Raw genomic sequence first — 17,399 nt, forward strand, 5'->3', positions numbered from 1 at the left:
ATTTAATATCTAAACATTAGTCTTCTGACATATAGACAGCTAGTTGCAATCAAAAAAACCGGCTCTGTCAGCAAAGTTTAATTGTCTTGTCAAGCTGCCACAAGCAAGTGAATCTACTGAAGTAGGAGTAATTCTAAAGTCACCAAAGGAACTTGTACTTCTACTACTCCATACTCCATATCCATTTTCAATATTTGAGTATACTGAACCGGCACTCCCGTCAGACAAGCCTGACTGAGCACCTTCGGATATGATATAATTATAAATTTCTTCCCCACCGGATATAAATATATACTGAATACTTCCCAATGGTTTAACTCTTCTTCTTTTAGAATTATCGGCAGGAATTCTATTTGCAAGCTGATTATAAAACTCCCGATTGTCATATTGGAAAGTCAGCAATGTTCCACCTGAAGTTCCGGGAGATGTAAGCCCTGAAAAAGCCGTCCATTCAACGGATTTTAATTCTTTGTTATCACTATCTCCTATTTCCCATTCTTCATATAAAAAACGAATTTTCAAATCATAAACCCGTCCATTCTCAGGAGTATTAAAACGGATTGTCTGCCTGTTGGTAGAAAGTTTATTAATTTGAGTAACTACAGGGTTAGTTGGAAAAGTCATTTGAAGCTCGCCTACTAAACCGGTAACCGAACTTACAGTATATCCGGTTTCTGAATTTGTAGCTGTAATTTGATAATTTCTGTCCAGATTCGGCTGAAAATTAAATCGGTACAGAATATTTCTTTCATTCGAGAAGATCCCTTCACTTTTGTTTATATCAGTTAAATTCCCGTCAATTTGCTGAGCTGTCCACTCCGGCCCGTTAGGTAATTCTCTGATAGTTACATCAAGATTTTCATAATAATAAATTGAATCCGGGTTTTGGGCAATCACTAAAGCATCAGTTTCAGGATCCAAAAAAACTTTATTAATACGAACATAGTGTACTGAATCTTCCGGATTGATTAATCCATACAGTGCCATACCCTCTTTCCAGTCATCTGCCAAGTCAAAGTCAGTTGAGCAGGCTGAGAAGAAAAGTGAGAAACTTAATAAAACAAGAAGGAATCTATTCTTGACAGTTAAAAACAGTAACATGCAGTAATTTGTTTGAAGAAATTGAATTTGATGACAAAAGTAACGAAAGTCCTTTAAAATAGTAAAGAAAGCAGGCGCTGATTTGTTCATCTTATTATTAATTAATAATTTGCACCAAAATTTGTTTATGTCTGTCCACAGAAAAGTAAAAAGAGTTACCACTCATACCCTGCAAGAAATGAAAAATGATGACGAAAAAATCTCTATGCTTACTGCATATGATTTTTCACTTGCTACTATAGTAGATGACGCTAATGTAGATGTCATTTTAGTAGGAGACTCTGCTTCAAATGTTATGGCAGGTCATGAAACTACCTTACCAATTACTTTAGATCAAATGATTTATCATGCAACTTCAGTTGTTCGGGCAGTTAAAAGAGCACTAGTGGTAGTTGATTTACCCTTTGGTTCTTATCAGGGAAATTCAAAAATAGCTTTGGAGTCAACTATAAAAATAATGAAAGAATCCGGAGCTCATGCAATTAAAATGGAAGGGGGAATTGAAATTAAAGAATCCATTCAAAGAATTCTTACAGCCGGAGTCCCGGTTATGGGACATTTAGGATTGACGCCTCAATCAATTTACAAATTTGGCACTTATACTGTAAGGGCAACAGAAAATGAAGAAGCAGAAAGATTAATTAGTGACGCTATGCTTCTGCAAGAATTAGGTTGTTTTGCTATTGTACTTGAAAAAATCCCTGCCCATCTGGCAGAAAAAATAGCAAAAAAACTAACAATTCCGGTAATCGGGATAGGTGCAGGAGGAAAAATAGATGGTCAGGTTTTGGTTTTACATGATATGCTTGGGATTACCAAAGAATTTCAACCTCGCTTTCTGAGAAGATACCTCAACCTTTATGATGACATTAAAGTTGCCGTAAGTCGCTATGTGGAAGATGTAAAACTAAAAGATTTTCCAAACGAGGATGAACAATATTGAATTTCGATTTTTAAACTTACACATTGACTTTTTTTAATAAAAAATAATACTAAATCTATGAAAAATATAACAGTTATCGGCTCCGGAACTATGGGGAATGGAATTGCACACGTTTTTGCAATGAATGGCTTTTCAGTTAGCCTAATGGATATCTCTGAAGATTCCCTGAAAAAAGCTATGGAAACTATTGATAAAAACCTGAGCAGAATGCTTGAAAAAGGCAGAATTGACGAAAATCTAAAAAATAGTACGCTTGCAAATATCAAAACCTATACAAAACTGGAAGAAGCTGCTAAAAATGCTGACTTAGTTGTAGAAGCAGCAACAGAAAATTTGGATATTAAACTCAAGTTATTTAAAAACCTGGATAGCATTTGCCCTCCAAAAACAATCTTATCAACAAACACATCTTCTATACCCATTACGAAAGTAGCTGCCTCAACTACAAGACCTGAAAAAGTAATTGGTATGCACTTTATGAATCCTGTACCGGTTATGAAACTGGTAGAAATTATAAAAGGATATTCAACTGATGAAGCTACTACCAAAGCAGTTATTGAAATATCTGAAAAATTGAATAAAATACCGGTAGCCGTGAACGACTATCCGGGATTCATAGCAAACAGAATTTTAATGCCTATGATAAATGAAGCAATTATCAGCTTGTTTGAAGGAGTGGGAGGAGTTGAAGAAATAGATACAATCATGAAACTTGGTATGGCTCACCCTATGGGACCATTACAATTAGCTGATTTTATAGGCTTGGATGTCTGTCTTTCTATTTTAGAGGTTCTACACGATGGTTTCGGAAATCCAAAATATGCTCCATGTCCCTTACTGGTAAATATGGTTACAGCCGGACATTTAGGCGTTAAAACAGGACAGGGCTTTTATACTTATACTAAAGGCAGTAAGGAATTAGTAGTTTCTCCTCAGTTTAAAAAGTAATGAAACTTGAAGATTTAGTTAATTTTCTCACTAAAAGATTAAAGGAACCTCTGCCCGGCTGGGAATCTCAAATTAAAATGGCTCCAAAGCTCAGAAATCCTGACTCTTATAAGTTGCCTGATAAGTTGAAGGCAAAAGTTGGGGGAGTACTGATTTTTCTGTACAACTTTGAAAAAACACCTTATGTCTTGTTAATGAAAAGACCGGATTATCAAGGTGTTCACAGCGGTCAGGTTAGTTTTCCGGGCGGCAAAAAAGAAGATTCTGACCGGAATATTATTGAAACGGCCATTCGTGAATTTTCTGAAGAAACAGGTGTGAGTAAAAGTAATTTGACAATAATTGGCAGTTTATCTGAATTGTATATACCCGCCAGCAACTTTTATATTTACCCAACCATTGCCTACAGCACTCAAAGACCGGAAATGAAACCGGATAAAAAAGAAGTAGCTTATCTGCTTGAAATTAAAGTAAGAGATTTGATTAATGACAATTTGGTAAAAGATAAAAAAATTACGGCAGTTAAAAATTTTGAGTTAATTGCTCCCTGCATAGAGATTAACAATGAAATAATTTGGGGGGCAACTGCAATGGTAATTAGTGAATTTAAAACTATATTGCAGGAACTGCGTTTATCATAAAGCTTTGTTGTTTCTCACTTTAACAGCAGCTTAAATTGTCTATACTCAATAATTAAACTAACTTTGCCGTTAATTTTCAAAAATTTAAATCATTTATAGTTAATGGAAGCATTGATAATGGTAGCCCAGCTTCTTTTGGGATTAGGCCTTTTGGTATTTGTCCATGAGTTAGGTCACTTTCTCGCAGCAAAAGCGTTTGGAATAAAAGTTGAAAAATTTTACGTTTTTTTTGACTTTGGAAATACAAAAATTTTCAGTAAAAAAGTTGGTGATACAGAATATGGAATCGGTTGGTTTCCATTAGGAGGGTATGTGAAAATTGTAGGGATGGTAGACGAATCCATGGACAAAGATCAGTTAGAAAAGCCTCCTGAAGACTATGAGTTCAGATCAAAACCTGCTTGGCAAAGATTTATAGTTTTAGTTGCCGGTGTGGTTATGAATGTTATCGTCGGTATTTTGATTTTTGCCGGTTCTACTCTTTATTTTGACAAGGAATATGTGCCCATAAGTGCTGTCGAAAATGGCATCTATGCACATGAAATAGCCAGAAATGCAGGGCTGAAAACCGGAGATAAAATAACTAAAATAAATGGCCGGTCATTTGACAGAGCCAAAGAAGTTGAATCCTTAAAAATGCTTTTCGGAGCTAAAGTAACCTTGGAAAGAAACGGACAAACAAAGGAAATTCAACTCCCTGATAATTTATTTCTTGAAATCGGAAGAGGCGGAGGGCAGTTCATTAGTTTTCTGAATGTCCCTTTTGAAGTAAGTGAAGTTATGCCCGGGACTCCTGCTGAGGAATTTGGTCTTCAAAAAGGAGATCAGTTTTTAAGATTAGATACCGTAGAAATAAGCAGCTTTGGCCACTTTTCAGAAACCCTGAGCGGATATGCAGGACAAGAAATTGAAATTGAAGTAAAGCGCTCCGGTGAAACCTTTACGGACTACGTTAAAGTAGGTGAAGATGGCCGCTTAGGCTTCTTCCCAAACCCTTTGATGGACTATGATACAAAACCTTATACTGTATTTAACTCTTTAAAATACGGTACTATAGACGGCTTTGAAGCAATTTATTACAATGCTATTGGCTTGGGTAAAGTGTTTACCGGTCAGGTCAAAGCCACTGAATCCATACAAAGTCCAATTGGTATCGCAACTATTTATGGTGGTGTATGGGACTGGAAACGATTTTGGTATTTAACCGGATTAATTTCATTCATACTGGCATTTATGAACATACTTCCAATACCTGCCCTCGATGGTGGACACATTATGTTTATCTTCATAGAAGTGATACAGGGAAAGCCTGTCAGTCAGAAAACTATGGAAAAAGCACAGGGAGTTGGTATGGTTTTACTCCTGCTTTTAATGGCATTTGCATTTGGAAATGATATTTATAAACTCATCACCGGAGGGTAAAAATTTTGTTTTAAAAAATGCATTGTGTAATTTTATGCAACTGAAAAGTGCACTTTAATTAAAAAAGCACAATCCGTTGTATCATTAAATTAATTTTTTAACATGAGAAATTTTCTACTTTTACTGCTTATATGTATCTCTTTTCAAGGATTTAGCAGCAATAAATCTGTCATGATAATTCCTTTTAATCAGGATATGTACTTTTCAGATGCAGACCATGAATTAGCCAGACATAATAAAATCAGTATACCTGAAGTAAGAGCAATGTTCCGACATGGGCTTAATACAAACATCAATGCACACATTCTTGCAGCTTACGAAACCAGGTCATTGCTGAATGATACAATTGAAGGTGCACTGGAGGACTTAAATGCCGTTTACAGAAGTTTGAGATACCGTATGGAAGCACCTGTCGGGAAATTTACAATTGGTAAGACAGAAGACTCAAACGAATCTGCAGAGTTAGAGCAAAAAGAAAAACCGGGTAGAGGACTAAGAAATTTACTTTCATCTAACAGAGATGAAGAAAAAGGTCAGCAAACAGATAAATATGATGTACCCGATCCTGACCGCCGATTTATGAATGTTGTTATTCCTAATCCGGAGATGTTTTCTTATTTGTCAGATAAATATCAAACAAATTATTTCTTATTCATAAACCAGTTTGAATTAGCTACAAACTATGATCGTTGCCTTGACAGAGCTACCAATAATTTCGAGCGGACAGTGAAGGTTCACTTTTCATTATTTGACAAAAGAGGAGATCAAATAGCCGGAGATTTTGTTGAAGTTAAGTTTGGCAGTAACTCTAACGACATAATGGAGATTATGAAAAATAAATTTCCACATATTTCACAGCATTTAACTGCTCAATTACCGGTTAATGAGCGTCGTTTATTGCCTACCGGTAATCATGGAGAAGTGAAATATCAGGAAACTAATAAAGATTTTGAGTAAAAAATCAACTGATTCCTAAATAATTTTCTTTAGATTTGCATTCCCATTTCAGCCCGGGTGGCGGAATTGGTAGACGCGTTGGTCTCAAACACCAATGGAGGTAACTTCGTGCCGGTTCGACTCCGGCCCCGGGTACAAAAGCTACTTAGATTCTAAGTAGCTTTTTTTGTTAAGAAATGCCGGTAATTCATATTTTGAATTGCTGTTATAAAAAACTAACCTCCCAGGTACAAGCCCCTGAGAGGTTAATCACCTTACCTAAAAATCAACTATCTTACTCAGTAATAATCAGTTTTTCAAGCTGAATACCACTTTCATTTTTAATCTCAATAAAATATATCCCGGCACTTAATGACGAAACATTTAAACGTATTTGACATCTATCATTAATACAAGTTTCTACTGAACTTTCTTTTACTCTCTTACCGAATACATCAATAATGCTTATTTCATAATGTTCATTAACTGAATTATGTATTAATAAGTCTGCAAAATGATTAGCCGGATTCGGGTAGACTGTATATAAATTTTTCTGTAGAATTTGATTTTGAATTCCTGTTGTATTAGCAAAAATAGTTTCCCCGACATAAAATTCAATATTATCAACTGTTTGGTTATCACTACTTATAGTAACATAAGCTGCTTCAGATTCTTTACCTAACCATTCGACATAAACCTGATAACTACCATAAGGAATATCATCGAAAATAAAATCCCCATGAGCTGCAGTATAGGTAAAGATTAACATTTCTCCATCTGAATCAAGCAAGAAAACCGGAACATTTTCCAATGCTTCTTCACTTTCACTTGAAAGTTTAAGTCCATTTTGCCAACTTAAGTTTCCTCCTATTTTTCCAGGACCTGACAAAAGTGAAGTAGGAATTAACTCTATATCAACATTATTAGCAGTTGAGTCTAAAACTACTATATCTGCCTGATTCCAATATAAAGTACTCATATAGTAAGTCGGAGCAAAATCATAGTAAACAGAAGAACTGGGTAATAACTCTGCTTTTAAAATGTAGTCTCCCTGAGCTATATTATGGAAAACATAATTCCCGTTTGTAGTATAAGCTGTGTCTATCGTAAACATAAAGCCTGTCTGAAAAGAGTATAAATATACTTTTGCATAATCTGCATTTACATTATTATGCTGAACACTACCATAAATTGAAAAATGGTTCGATGAGCCTCCCGATCCACAAGGTCCGGTAGTATATGAGATAACACCATTATAATAAGTTGCCACACAATCATTTGTGTAAGTTATTCCATCGCACCCACATACAGGGCTATAAATAAAATTACAGGCTGCAGTCATATCAATAATTGTAGTGTCTGTACAACTATTTTGACCGGTATAAATATATTGGCAATAAGTATCAGAAGCATTTTGACATGAAGTTCCACCATAAACCGTTAAACACACATAATAAATACCTGCTGTACCAAAAGTATGTGAAGGAACCTGAAGATTTGAGCTATCTCCATCGCCAAAATCCCAGTGCCAGGAAGCTGTGTTCGCTGGTGCGCCACCTCCATAAAACGTAAATTCTAAAGAATTGGAGTTTTGATTAGAATATGTAAAGTATGCCTGTGGGCATGGAGATTGGCTCACATGAACAGATTGACAGAAAACATCAACACAGCCGGATGTATCAGTTATTGTAAGGCAGGTTGTATAAGTATTTAATGATGAAAAATGATGAGAAGGGTTTGGATCAGTAGAATAATTTCCATCTCCAAAATCCCATTGATAAGAAGCTATTGAGCTATTCCCTGTATAATAAAAGTTAACTGTATCATTTAAACCTAAAGTATAGGTAAAGTCTGCTGAACAAGCTGAAGATCCACAAATGCCGTAAGTAAACTGAGTAATTCCGTACATATATCTTGCCTGGCATTCATTATGATATGTTGTCCCATCGCAACCACATACCGGTTCATAAATTGAAGGACAAAAAACATTCTGGCTGATTTGACTTGTATCTACGCAAAAATTATTTCCCGGAGAAGATACTCCACAGATTTCAAAATCTGCAATACCACTATTTACCGTCCCCTGGTGGTTTTGCAGAAATTCAATGATTGGCTTACTAATGCAATCAAATACTACAACATAGTAATTTACATTTGGACCGGTAGAAGCACCTCCAGGAATGGTAAATTCATAGTATCCCGTGCTATCTGTAACTGTATTATCACTGTAATAGAAACCCATTGCCGGCTGAGCAGAATCAGTATATACATACACATTATAATTCTCCAAAGGATTTCCACTAATACTATCACTTACAGTACCGGAAAGATGAAAATTATTTTGTGCAAAAATAAAACAGGATGTAAGGATTAAAAAAGCACTTAGTAATGTTATCTTTTTCATAATTAAAATTTTTATGATGAAATAGTTAAATGTTCACAATACAAATATAAAGACAGCTAATTTGAAAAAAACTATTAAATTCTCTATTTCTTACGCATTCAAGAAGTTTAAATCTTAGTTTCAAGCCAATCATTATACTTTATTATCTCTGCATTTAATACTTCAGGTGGCTGAGGCTTTTCTAAATACTTTTTAATCATACTAATAATTCTTTTGTCTTTAAATGGACTATATACAGAAGAAAACTTTTTTATAAGCTTTACCAATTCTTTCTCTCTTTCATTTTCAATCTTGCTAAACAAATCTTTAAACTCTTTCTTAACCTGGTTTAACTTATAATCTAAAACATCATAATCACCAACTTCATATCGAATTATCAATTCAGCAACTGCAATTTTCATTCTCAGGTTAGTATCTGTTTTTTTATAACTGTCATGGGTTGTAAGTTTAATTAAATTATCAATAGCATTATCATAATTTTGCTTATCAAACCAAAGTACCGCTAAGTTTGCATAAATAAATTGCTCGTAAAAAGAAGATTGTTTTATACTTTTCATCTCCTCCAGTAATTCAATAGCTTTATCTTTATCAAGCTCAGAGTAGTTTATTATCAGTGAATTATAATAAAAAAACAGATATTTATCATATAAAACATTATCATATTTTTTCATAGCTTCCAGCAAATTCTCAGCATAACTCAATGACTTTTTATATTTTTTATTTTTGAACAAAGCATTTACAATATAAGTAAGCATTTGAAGCTGTATCTCGTGATTATCCCTATCAAATAAATTTTTGTCTTTAAATTGTTTATAAGTAGATAACAGATATTTTTCTAAAGCAGGGTAATCATGTTGCTTTAGCAATAACTGGCTGGCAGCCCTATAAACACGAAGTTGGAGGATTTTGCTTTTTTGTAAATCCGGGTCATTCATAAATTGGTTGACCATATCCTTAAGTTTCTGATACGCAGGGTCCATAGCTGATGAAAAATTTTGACTGACTTTCATTCTATATCCAACTATTGCCAGCACATCATCCATTTCACTAATTTTAGTTAATATGGTTTGATTCTGCTTTCGATTTTCAATATAAATTGAAGGGTCTATGGACACATCATCCATAGAAAGCTTTACAAATTGCTTATATATTATTTCAAGCATCTCATATTGCTCGTATTTGGTTGCATTTCTTTCTGCTTTCTTTAAATAAAAAGCTGCTAACCTTAAATTATTTTTTAAATGAAAGAGAACTGCCAAAGAATAGTAATGAATCGTTGTTAAAGGTTCTGTTTTATGTATATGTTGCAAAACCAAACTCTTCCCAACATCTTCCAAGAGTCTGTTCTTTAGTCGGTAAAAGGCATTTTTATCCTTTTTGAAATATAGTTTTGTGAAAATTTTTTCTTCATCAAAATCTTCAGCTTTTGATTTGCGAATATACTCAAAGAGATACTTGTCTTTCCTTTTAATACCATAATTCATTCTTTGCTGATACATGGTAAAAGCTCTGGTTTCTTCTTTATTCAATTGACGAATAAAATGCTCTAAAATATCCATATTTTACTATTTTAAGCACGTAAGATAAAAAAGAAATTGATATTAAAAATAAAATTTAAGCTTATAACTTTACGAAAACTTTAAATTTAAATTTTCAGACATGAAAAAACATATCTACTTTTTAGGACTTTTTTTAGCTCTTTTTTTCTTTCAAAACAATGTACATTCTCAAGCTTCACTTGGGTTTTCAAGTTATTGGCAGGGCGACTCTCTAACTGCTGTAATGGGAGATACATTAATGCTGGATTTTTATATTATAAATACCGGCAATCAGGAATTTGTAGGTTATTTTGAAATTGCTTACAGCCTAAATAATGTGCCAAATCAAAACTTTTTAGCCAACGAAACAGTTCAGGAATTAATCCCAGGTGACAGCATACATTTTGAAGTAGAATTTCATCTTAATCCTGTAAATACACTTCTTGGATGGAATATTATTGTTATTTGGCCACAGTCGATTTATCAGCCATCTGATTCAGCAACCATTCATGTAAACGTAGAGCCCTTTGTATCCTCAGCCCCTATTAAAAAGGAAGATGAACTTAAAATTTACACTTTAGATAAGTCACTATTTGTTTATACTGAAAAAAATAATAAAGCATTTGAAAGCGTAAGTTTATTTAACTTATCCGGACAAGTCATTTTTTCAAAAAACTATTACTCAAATCCTATTTCATTGGAAGGAATCCCGGAAGGCATTTATATACTTAGTTTAAAACTAAATAATGGTGAAAAAATCAGGAAAAAGATTTACATAAATTAGCTTTAACAAAATCAGGTATTCACTTCACAGACTTTAAAAATCTAAAACCTCCAAGTACTTATAGCAAATACTTATAATCGCTTTTAAAATCATTAATGATTTGACAAAAATTAAAATACCGGTAAGCATTTAATCTTACCGGCATTTTACTTGCGTTTATAAATCTACTTAAAATCTGAAAAATAAAATTATTCAGCCTCCTTTGAGAACTGAACTTCAGCCATGATTTTCACTTCTTCTCCAACTAACACACCACCTGTTTCTAAAGCAGCATTCCAATTTAATCCCCACTCTTTACGGTTAATTTTTCCATTTACAGAAAAACCTGCTTTTTCAGCTCCCCAGGGGTCTTTATTTATACCGCCAAATTCAACATCTAATAATACTTCTTTGGTAACACCTTTAATTGTCAAATCACCCTTTAGCTTATATTCATCATCTCCGGTTTTTTCTAAAGATTTAGATTTAAACTGTAAAGTACTGTGATTTTCAACATCAAAAAAATCATCACTTTTCAAATGCTTATCTCTGTCATCATTATTCGTAAATATTGAAGGGGCTTCAATTGTCAGATTAACCTGAGCAGATGAAAAGTCATTTCCATTGGAAATTGCATCTCCCGAAAATTTTCTAAACTCACCTTTTACATTTGTAATCATAAGGTGTTTTACCTTAAATAACAACTCACTGTGTGAAGGGTCTAAAATCCATTTAGTTCTATTATCCATGTCTTAAATTTTAAAATTGATTAATAATAATTTACTGGTACAAAAGTACAGTTCATTAAAACGCTAAACATTGACCTATGTTAAGAAATCAAATTAATCTCCACTTTTTTTAGCATGAACTAAAAAATCTAAATTTAAAATGGATGCATTGAGGGTAATAAAATAAGGCGAATTTTACTTTTTTGATTTCAAGTAAAGCTCTTTTCTGACTCTGCTAAGGCTTTCCGGAGCAACCCCAAGATATGAGGCAATCATCCACTGAGGCACTCTTTGTGTTAGGTTGGGATAAAGTTTTATAAAATCCAAATATCGAACTTCCGCAGAGGAACCTATCAAAAGACTAATTCTCTTTTGCAAATGACGTATGTGGTTTTGTAGCAATATTTCATTAAACCTCCGAAACTTAGGATTTAATTCAGCAGCTGAACCCATAAAGTCTTCAGAAATTTGCACAACAATCGAAGATTCTATTGCGTCAATGAAATATTCTGTTGGTTCATTAAAATAAGCACTCCCTCTATCCATTACAATCCAATCTTCGGGAGCAAACTGAATAATATTTTTTACACCGTGTTCATTTATGGAATACATTTTAAGCAATCCTTTTTCTACAAAAAATGCATTTCTGCAAACGTCACCTTTTTGCAGAAGAGTTTGCCCTTTATTAATTTCTTTGATTCTAAATTTATTTGAAAGAAGTTCAAATTCTTGTTCAGTAAGTTGACCTTTATCAATAATAAATGATTTGAATTTCTCCATAAAACCTGATTTAAAAGGATTTAAGGGAATGCTTTATGACACTTTCTTCCATTACCTGATAAACTTTATCTCTCAATTTTTCTACATCATCCATTGTATAACCTTCTGTAGATATAGGGTCATGATAAATTACAGTAGCTTTACCGGGTTTCATCCAGATCGTTTTTTCGGACATCATTCGTCTGACGTTTGTCATTACCACCGGAACTATAGGGATTCCGGATTCAATAGCCAGGCGAAAGGCCCCATTATAAAATGGCCCCAATGGTTTATCTGTTCTATTTCGGGTACCTTCCGGAAAAATAAAAACTGACACTCCTCTGTCAATTAAGTTTTTCATTGCCTTCATACTTTCACTTCTGCTCTCTGCTGATGATCTATCGACAAAAATACCGGCCTTATCAAACAGATAACCCATAACCGGAATTTTCTTAATCTCTTTTTTTGCTAAAGGTCTTAATGCAAATATACTGGAACGCGGAAATATCATAGTATCCAGGTTTGATGTATGGTTGCAGGCAAAGATATATGATTGATTTTTGTCCACCTTGTGCCTGTCTATTACTTTAACACGAATACCACAAATTGAGCCCCATATTTTAGACCAATTTCTGTTGTATGTGGCTATTCTTTGCTCAAGTTTTTCACCTCCGATAAAAGACAAAATAAAATATACGGGTACTGTAATCAGTGCCGACAGAACATATGTAAGTCCTGTCCAAATAGTATAAGGCACCTGCCATAAAAGGTTAAGCTTTTTCAAAATATCGGCTAATTTTTGATAACTTTCAAACTAATCTGTTTCTGAGAAGTTTTAATTCTGACAATATACATAGCAGCAGGCAAACTTCCAATTTCTGAAAATTTAATTCTGTTAAAGCGATCTTTATAAACTTTCGCTTCCTTGTAAAGTACTTTATTTCCAAATGTATCAAAGACATCAATTTTGATTATTTCAGTTTTTTCCGAAAAATACATAATATTCAATTGATTCTGAAATGGATTTGGGTATGCCAAAGGGAGTTTTTCTTCCTGAAAAACTGTTGGTAAAGGCTGATCATTTAATAAAAGATAAGCTTTATGAAAGTCAGGAATTCCATAACCGTATAAACTGTCCGGATTATAATATCGGTTAGCACTCTTTAGCAAAGCGTCTCTTACTTCTTTAGCAGATTTATCCGGGTTTGTTTGCCATAAAGCAGCGATTAAACCACTCACAACAGGTGCAGAAAATGAAGTCCCATTTGCCGTTCTAAGTTGATTATTCAAAGATACAATTGCAGTTCCTCTTCCCATAGCCATAATATCCGGCTTTACTCTTCCATCATAAGAAGGTCCTACAGAACTGAAACCTGCCCTAACCTCTTTATCATCCATGGCCCCTACAGCTATAACAAATCTTCCATCTGCCGGTGCACTAATATATCTCCATGAAGAATTCCCGGAATTTCCGGCACTATTTACGACTACCATACCTCTTTTAGCAGCTAAATCAGCCGCTATTGATATTCGGGCTACTGCTCCGGTCATATCCTGATATGAATAGTTCATTTGAGCGTCATCAAAGCGGGTGTATCCCAGAGATGTGTTTAAAATATCTGCACCGGCACTATCAGCAAACTCTGCTGCTGCAACCCAATTATCTTCTTCTATTCTGTATTCACTTGACCCGTCTTCGGTTCTGAATAGCATATATGATGCATCAGGAGCTGTTCCCATCATTTGTCCGGGTAAGTTAGAACCCATCACAGAAAGTACATGTGTGCCATGGGTATGTGCGTCAAAAACATCTGTTCCCGGGTTAACAAAATCCTGATAGTGCAATATTCTACCCTGCAACCACAAACTATCAAATGCTCCTATTACATTCACATCTCTGAAACCGGCATCCATAACCCCTATTATCATATCACGACCTCTGTAACCGAGTTCATGTAAGAAGTCTCCTCTCAACATTTTTAACTGATGAAATCCATTTCCATAAATTTGCCCGTTTAAACTGGTGCTATTATCATTACTTTCAAAATCTGCAAGTGATTCTCCTCCATTAGTAGTATCAACCTCAAGCTTATATCTGGCAACGCCTTCAATTTTATTTACAAAAGATAAATTTTCAATTTGTGAAAGTATTGTCGAATCAGTTGTTTCGATAGTGACGGCATTAAACCACTTGCTACGGGTAAGAATTGGAACTCCGAAAGTCAGTATGCTATCAATATAATGCGGGTTTATGGGCAAATCATCTTCTGTGAGACTTATATTTTGATTCAATCTGCGGTTAATGGCTCTTTCCGATAAAAATTCATCCGGGAAATCCAATGAATAGGGACTATCTGCTTTATCCGTAAATTGTATCCAAAATTTATGATAAACAAATTCTTCTGAAGATGCCTGAAGAACATTAAATGAAAAAGTAAATAAAATGAATATAAAAAGAAAGCGGGTTATTGCTGGCATCCGAGTATTATTATTTCCGTAAAATTAATAATAATAACGGAAAGCTGATAGAATTAGTTTTATTCGAATCCGTAATCAGCTATTCGTTTTGTATATATAAAACCACTACTGGCTTCTGACCATGGGGCAGCAACATTTTGTTTTTTCAAAAACAACCATTCTTTATAAATAAGACCTACATTTTTAGCATATTTTTCTTTTGCATAGACCTTTTCAATTAAAATATCTCTGTCTCTCTGATGTACCGTTAGAGTTGAATCAAAAAAATGACCATTTAGCTCAAAAGGCATATCCACATTTTCATATTGATATTCCCAATCTGCCATAAAAGCCAGCTCTTCGGTTGTTTGAACATATTGATGCCCTGCCCAGCTTTCTCCTTCGCGTGGTGGAAAAATGAGTTTTATAAATCGAATATTATCTTCAACACGCTCTACCCGGGTATCATCTTCAGTTGCAAACCAGACATTTTTAACTTCCCAAGCGGCATTTTCATTTGGCCTTCTATGCCTTTCAATTCTGAATGAAAGCCGACCTTCCAAATCTTCAAAGCTGCTTTCTATATACTCTTTTAGCTGATATGTGGCTGTATCAACCCTCGGCGGGGAAAAGAAATCATCATAAGTAATTGAATCTACATCATAAATCACATAATAACCTACTTCTAAAGGCATGTATGCTCTTTTAAAGTCCGGCTTAAAATCATCTTCTCTGTCACAAGACTGAAAAGAACAGGCTAAACCAATTATAAAAATAAATAGAATGTATATTCTCATATGAAGCTTTCAAAAATAAACCGGCTAAAAGTGAAATTACTTAAATTTCTGATATATCCGGCAACTTTTATTAAAATTAACTGTAACGATTAAGAATACGATTTAAAACTTATAATGTTTCCTTATCAATTATAGGTTTTCCCAGGGCATTTTTCTTCCTGAAAAAATTATGCCACCACCAACTACATCATTTCCTTCATAAAATACAGCTGACTGTCCGGGAGCAATAGCTTTAACATCTTTTGCAAACTGTACACTTAACTTTCCGTCCTCAGTATTATAAACTTTACTGTATGCACCGGCGTCTTTATATCTTATCTTAGTTATCAACTCCATCCCATCCGGAATCGAATCATATTTTAAATAATTGACTTTCCCAATTGTCATGGTGTTTTTTCTAAGCTCATCTTCTTCACCAATAACAACTGTATTCGTTTCAGGGATAATTTCTGTTACAAAAATCGGTTTACCCAAAGCAATCCCCAGGCCTTTTCTTTGACCTATAGTGTAAAAAGGATAACCTTTATGTTTACCGATTACTTCTCCCTGATTATTAATAAAATCTCCCCCATCTACTCTCGCTTCCAGATCTTCAACATTTCTTTTCAGAAATCCCCGGTAATCATTATCCGGAACAAAACAGATTTCATAACTCTCACTCTTTTTCGCAAGTTCTTCATATCCCCTATCCAGAGCCAACTGCCTGATATCTTGCTTATTCATACCCCCTAAAGGTAACATAGTTCTTGCCAAACAATCCTGACTGAGTCCCCAAAGTACGTATGATTGATCTTTATTTTCATCTTTGCCTTTTGAAACATAATATCTACCGTCATTATATTGTAGCTGTGCATAATGACCGGTAGCAATATATTGGCATCCTAAATTATCGGCATGTCTGAGCAGTGCTTCCCATTTTATATGTGTATTACACAGAACGCAAGGATTAGGAGTTCTACCTGCCAAATACTCATCCACAAAATTATCAATTACATAATCTCCGAACTCGTTCCTGATATCTATTATATAATGAGGGAATTTATGATCAACCGCTACTTGTCTGGCGTCATTTATTGAATCGAGACTGCAACAGCCGGTTTCTTTTTTGCTTCCGCCTGATGTTGCATAATCCCAGGTTTTCATAGTTATACCAACAACTTTATATCCTTCCTCAGCCAGCATTAATGCAACCATGGAACTATCAATTCCACCACTCATTGCCACTAATACAGATCCTTTACTACTCATTTTCTAAATTTACAGTAATATACACCAATTGATGCCGGAAGGTTCAAATTAATGAATTTCCGTTATTATTTTTGTTTGAAAAAATTTACTGAACGTTTGCGGTAACATTAATATGAACATGACCGGGATTTGTATTCGCATCCAGATGGATGATTTTATTTACCGGTCCGGATTCTCCCTGAGGATTAAATTCTATGTCAATTTCACCACTACCCCCGGGAGGAATTGGCTGAGTAGGCCAACTAAGTACATTCACACCCTGATCGCCATAAACATTGGTGTATTGTAAGTCTGTATCTCCGGTATTCGCAAGTCTGAATGTGTGTCTTTTCGTTTCATTAGCTGCAACTGTACCAAAATCATGTGACATGGTAGAGTATGTGACTTCCGTTGTAGGGCCTGCAGTTTGAGGTTGTTGTTGCTGCATATCAGGCTGTATCTGCTGATTTATATTCATGTCTTGCTGTTGCTGTAACGGCTGATTTTGAGTAACTTCCGGTCTGGTTATAGGAACTGTACTGCGAGATTCATTGTATTTCTGAACAGTTTGAATCAATAATAAGACAGCAATTACAGCTAATATAATCGTTATGATTTTATTATCCTCTTTACCACCTGAATTCGATGATTGGCTTGTTTTTGGCTCTATCTCTGAATTTTTACTCTTTTTACTGTATTTACTCATTTTCTTTTCTTTTATTTAAAAAACTGTTT

General features: G+C 34.4%; 16 protein-coding genes and 1 tRNA gene. 7 read left to right on the forward strand and 10 right to left on the reverse strand.

Going from position 1 to position 17,399, the window contains the following annotated elements; all coding sequences use genetic code 11:
• Positions 1 to 39: 39 nt before the first annotated feature.
• Positions 40 to 1,191 carry a DUF4249 family protein gene (locus EA412_12305; protein TVR77064.1) on the reverse strand — a complete coding sequence of 384 codons (1,152 nt, stop codon included), beginning with the start codon at positions 1,189 to 1,191 and terminating at the stop codon, positions 40 to 42.
• A gap of 37 nt (positions 1,192 to 1,228) precedes the next feature.
• Here EA412_12305 and panB point away from each other — a divergent pair, with 37 nt between their 5' ends.
• The 6 genes from panB to EA412_12335 all read left to right on the forward strand — a co-directional run bounded on the left by panB (position 1,229) and on the right by EA412_12335 (position 6,150).
• Positions 1,229 to 2,044, forward strand: coding sequence for a 3-methyl-2-oxobutanoate hydroxymethyltransferase (gene panB, locus EA412_12310; GenBank protein TVR77065.1), 816 nt, complete (start codon positions 1,229 to 1,231; stop codon positions 2,042 to 2,044).
• A gap of 57 nt (positions 2,045 to 2,101) precedes the next feature.
• Positions 2,102 to 2,992, forward strand: a complete 891-nt coding sequence (locus EA412_12315) for a 3-hydroxybutyryl-CoA dehydrogenase (GenBank protein TVR77066.1) — start codon at positions 2,102 to 2,104, stop codon at positions 2,990 to 2,992.
• A complete protein-coding gene (locus EA412_12320; protein TVR77067.1) occupies positions 2,992 to 3,633 on the forward strand; it encodes a CoA pyrophosphatase in 642 nt (213 codons plus the stop codon). The genes EA412_12315 and EA412_12320 overlap by 1 nt, the downstream gene beginning before the upstream one ends.
• Before the next feature lie 102 nt (positions 3,634 to 3,735).
• Positions 3,736 to 5,055, forward strand: coding sequence for an RIP metalloprotease RseP (rseP, locus tag EA412_12325; GenBank protein ID TVR77068.1), 1,320 nt, complete (start codon positions 3,736 to 3,738; stop codon positions 5,053 to 5,055).
• A 102-nt stretch (positions 5,056 to 5,157) separates the two neighbouring features.
• Complete coding sequence (locus tag EA412_12330) at positions 5,158 to 6,012, forward strand: hypothetical protein (protein TVR77069.1); 855 nt, start codon at positions 5,158 to 5,160, stop codon at positions 6,010 to 6,012.
• Between the two features lie 51 nt (positions 6,013 to 6,063).
• Positions 6,064 to 6,150: transfer RNA gene (locus EA412_12335), tRNA-Leu, on the forward strand.
• A 136-nt stretch (positions 6,151 to 6,286) separates the two neighbouring features.
• On the opposite strand, the gene EA412_12340 is transcribed toward EA412_12335, so the two are convergent.
• Together EA412_12340 and EA412_12345 are read right to left on the reverse strand one after the other, a co-directional pair.
• Positions 6,287 to 8,395, reverse strand: coding sequence for a PKD domain-containing protein (locus tag EA412_12340; GenBank protein ID TVR77070.1), 2,109 nt, complete (start codon positions 8,393 to 8,395; stop codon positions 6,287 to 6,289).
• Positions 8,396 to 8,502: 107 nt separating this feature from the next.
• Positions 8,503 to 9,954, reverse strand: coding sequence for a hypothetical protein (locus tag EA412_12345; protein ID TVR77071.1), 1,452 nt, complete (start codon positions 9,952 to 9,954; stop codon positions 8,503 to 8,505).
• Positions 9,955 to 10,054: 100 nt separating this feature from the next.
• Between EA412_12345 and EA412_12350 the strand changes: the two genes are divergently transcribed.
• Positions 10,055 to 10,717 carry a T9SS C-terminal target domain-containing protein gene (locus EA412_12350; GenBank protein ID TVR77072.1) on the forward strand — a complete coding sequence of 221 codons (663 nt, stop codon included), beginning with the start codon at positions 10,055 to 10,057 and terminating at the stop codon, positions 10,715 to 10,717.
• Between the two features lie 188 nt (positions 10,718 to 10,905).
• Here EA412_12350 and EA412_12355 read toward each other — a convergent pair whose 3' ends face one another.
• From EA412_12355 to EA412_12385, 7 genes are all read right to left on the reverse strand, one after another.
• Positions 10,906 to 11,445 (reverse strand): polyisoprenoid-binding protein, encoded by a 540-nt coding sequence (locus EA412_12355; protein ID TVR77073.1) that lies wholly within the window; start codon positions 11,443 to 11,445, stop codon positions 10,906 to 10,908.
• Between the two features lie 174 nt (positions 11,446 to 11,619).
• Complete coding sequence (locus tag EA412_12360; GenBank protein TVR77074.1) at positions 11,620 to 12,204, reverse strand: Crp/Fnr family transcriptional regulator; 585 nt, start codon at positions 12,202 to 12,204, stop codon at positions 11,620 to 11,622.
• A gap of 10 nt (positions 12,205 to 12,214) precedes the next feature.
• Entirely contained in the window at positions 12,215 to 12,970 is a 756-nt protein-coding gene (locus EA412_12365) for a 1-acyl-sn-glycerol-3-phosphate acyltransferase (GenBank protein ID TVR77075.1), read from the reverse strand.
• A gap of 5 nt (positions 12,971 to 12,975) precedes the next feature.
• Positions 12,976 to 14,661, reverse strand: a complete 1,686-nt coding sequence (locus EA412_12370; GenBank protein TVR77076.1) for a T9SS C-terminal target domain-containing protein — start codon at positions 14,659 to 14,661, stop codon at positions 12,976 to 12,978.
• 59 nt (positions 14,662 to 14,720) lie between these two features.
• Positions 14,721 to 15,437: a hypothetical protein gene (locus EA412_12375; protein ID TVR77077.1), complete on the reverse strand. Its 717-nt coding sequence runs from the start codon at positions 15,435 to 15,437 to the stop codon at positions 14,721 to 14,723.
• Positions 15,438 to 15,566: 129 nt separating this feature from the next.
• Positions 15,567 to 16,685 carry a tRNA 2-thiouridine(34) synthase MnmA gene (gene mnmA, locus EA412_12380; protein ID TVR77078.1) on the reverse strand — a complete coding sequence of 373 codons (1,119 nt, stop codon included), beginning with the start codon at positions 16,683 to 16,685 and terminating at the stop codon, positions 15,567 to 15,569.
• Between the two features lie 85 nt (positions 16,686 to 16,770).
• Positions 16,771 to 17,370 carry a DUF1573 domain-containing protein gene (locus EA412_12385; GenBank protein TVR77079.1) on the reverse strand — a complete coding sequence of 200 codons (600 nt, stop codon included), beginning with the start codon at positions 17,368 to 17,370 and terminating at the stop codon, positions 16,771 to 16,773.
• Between the last annotated feature and the right edge of the window lie 29 nt (positions 17,371 to 17,399).

The organism is Chitinophagaceae bacterium (assembly GCA_007695095.1).
In the GTDB taxonomy this organism is placed as follows: Bacteria; Bacteroidota; Bacteroidia; order Chitinophagales; family REEL01; genus REEL01.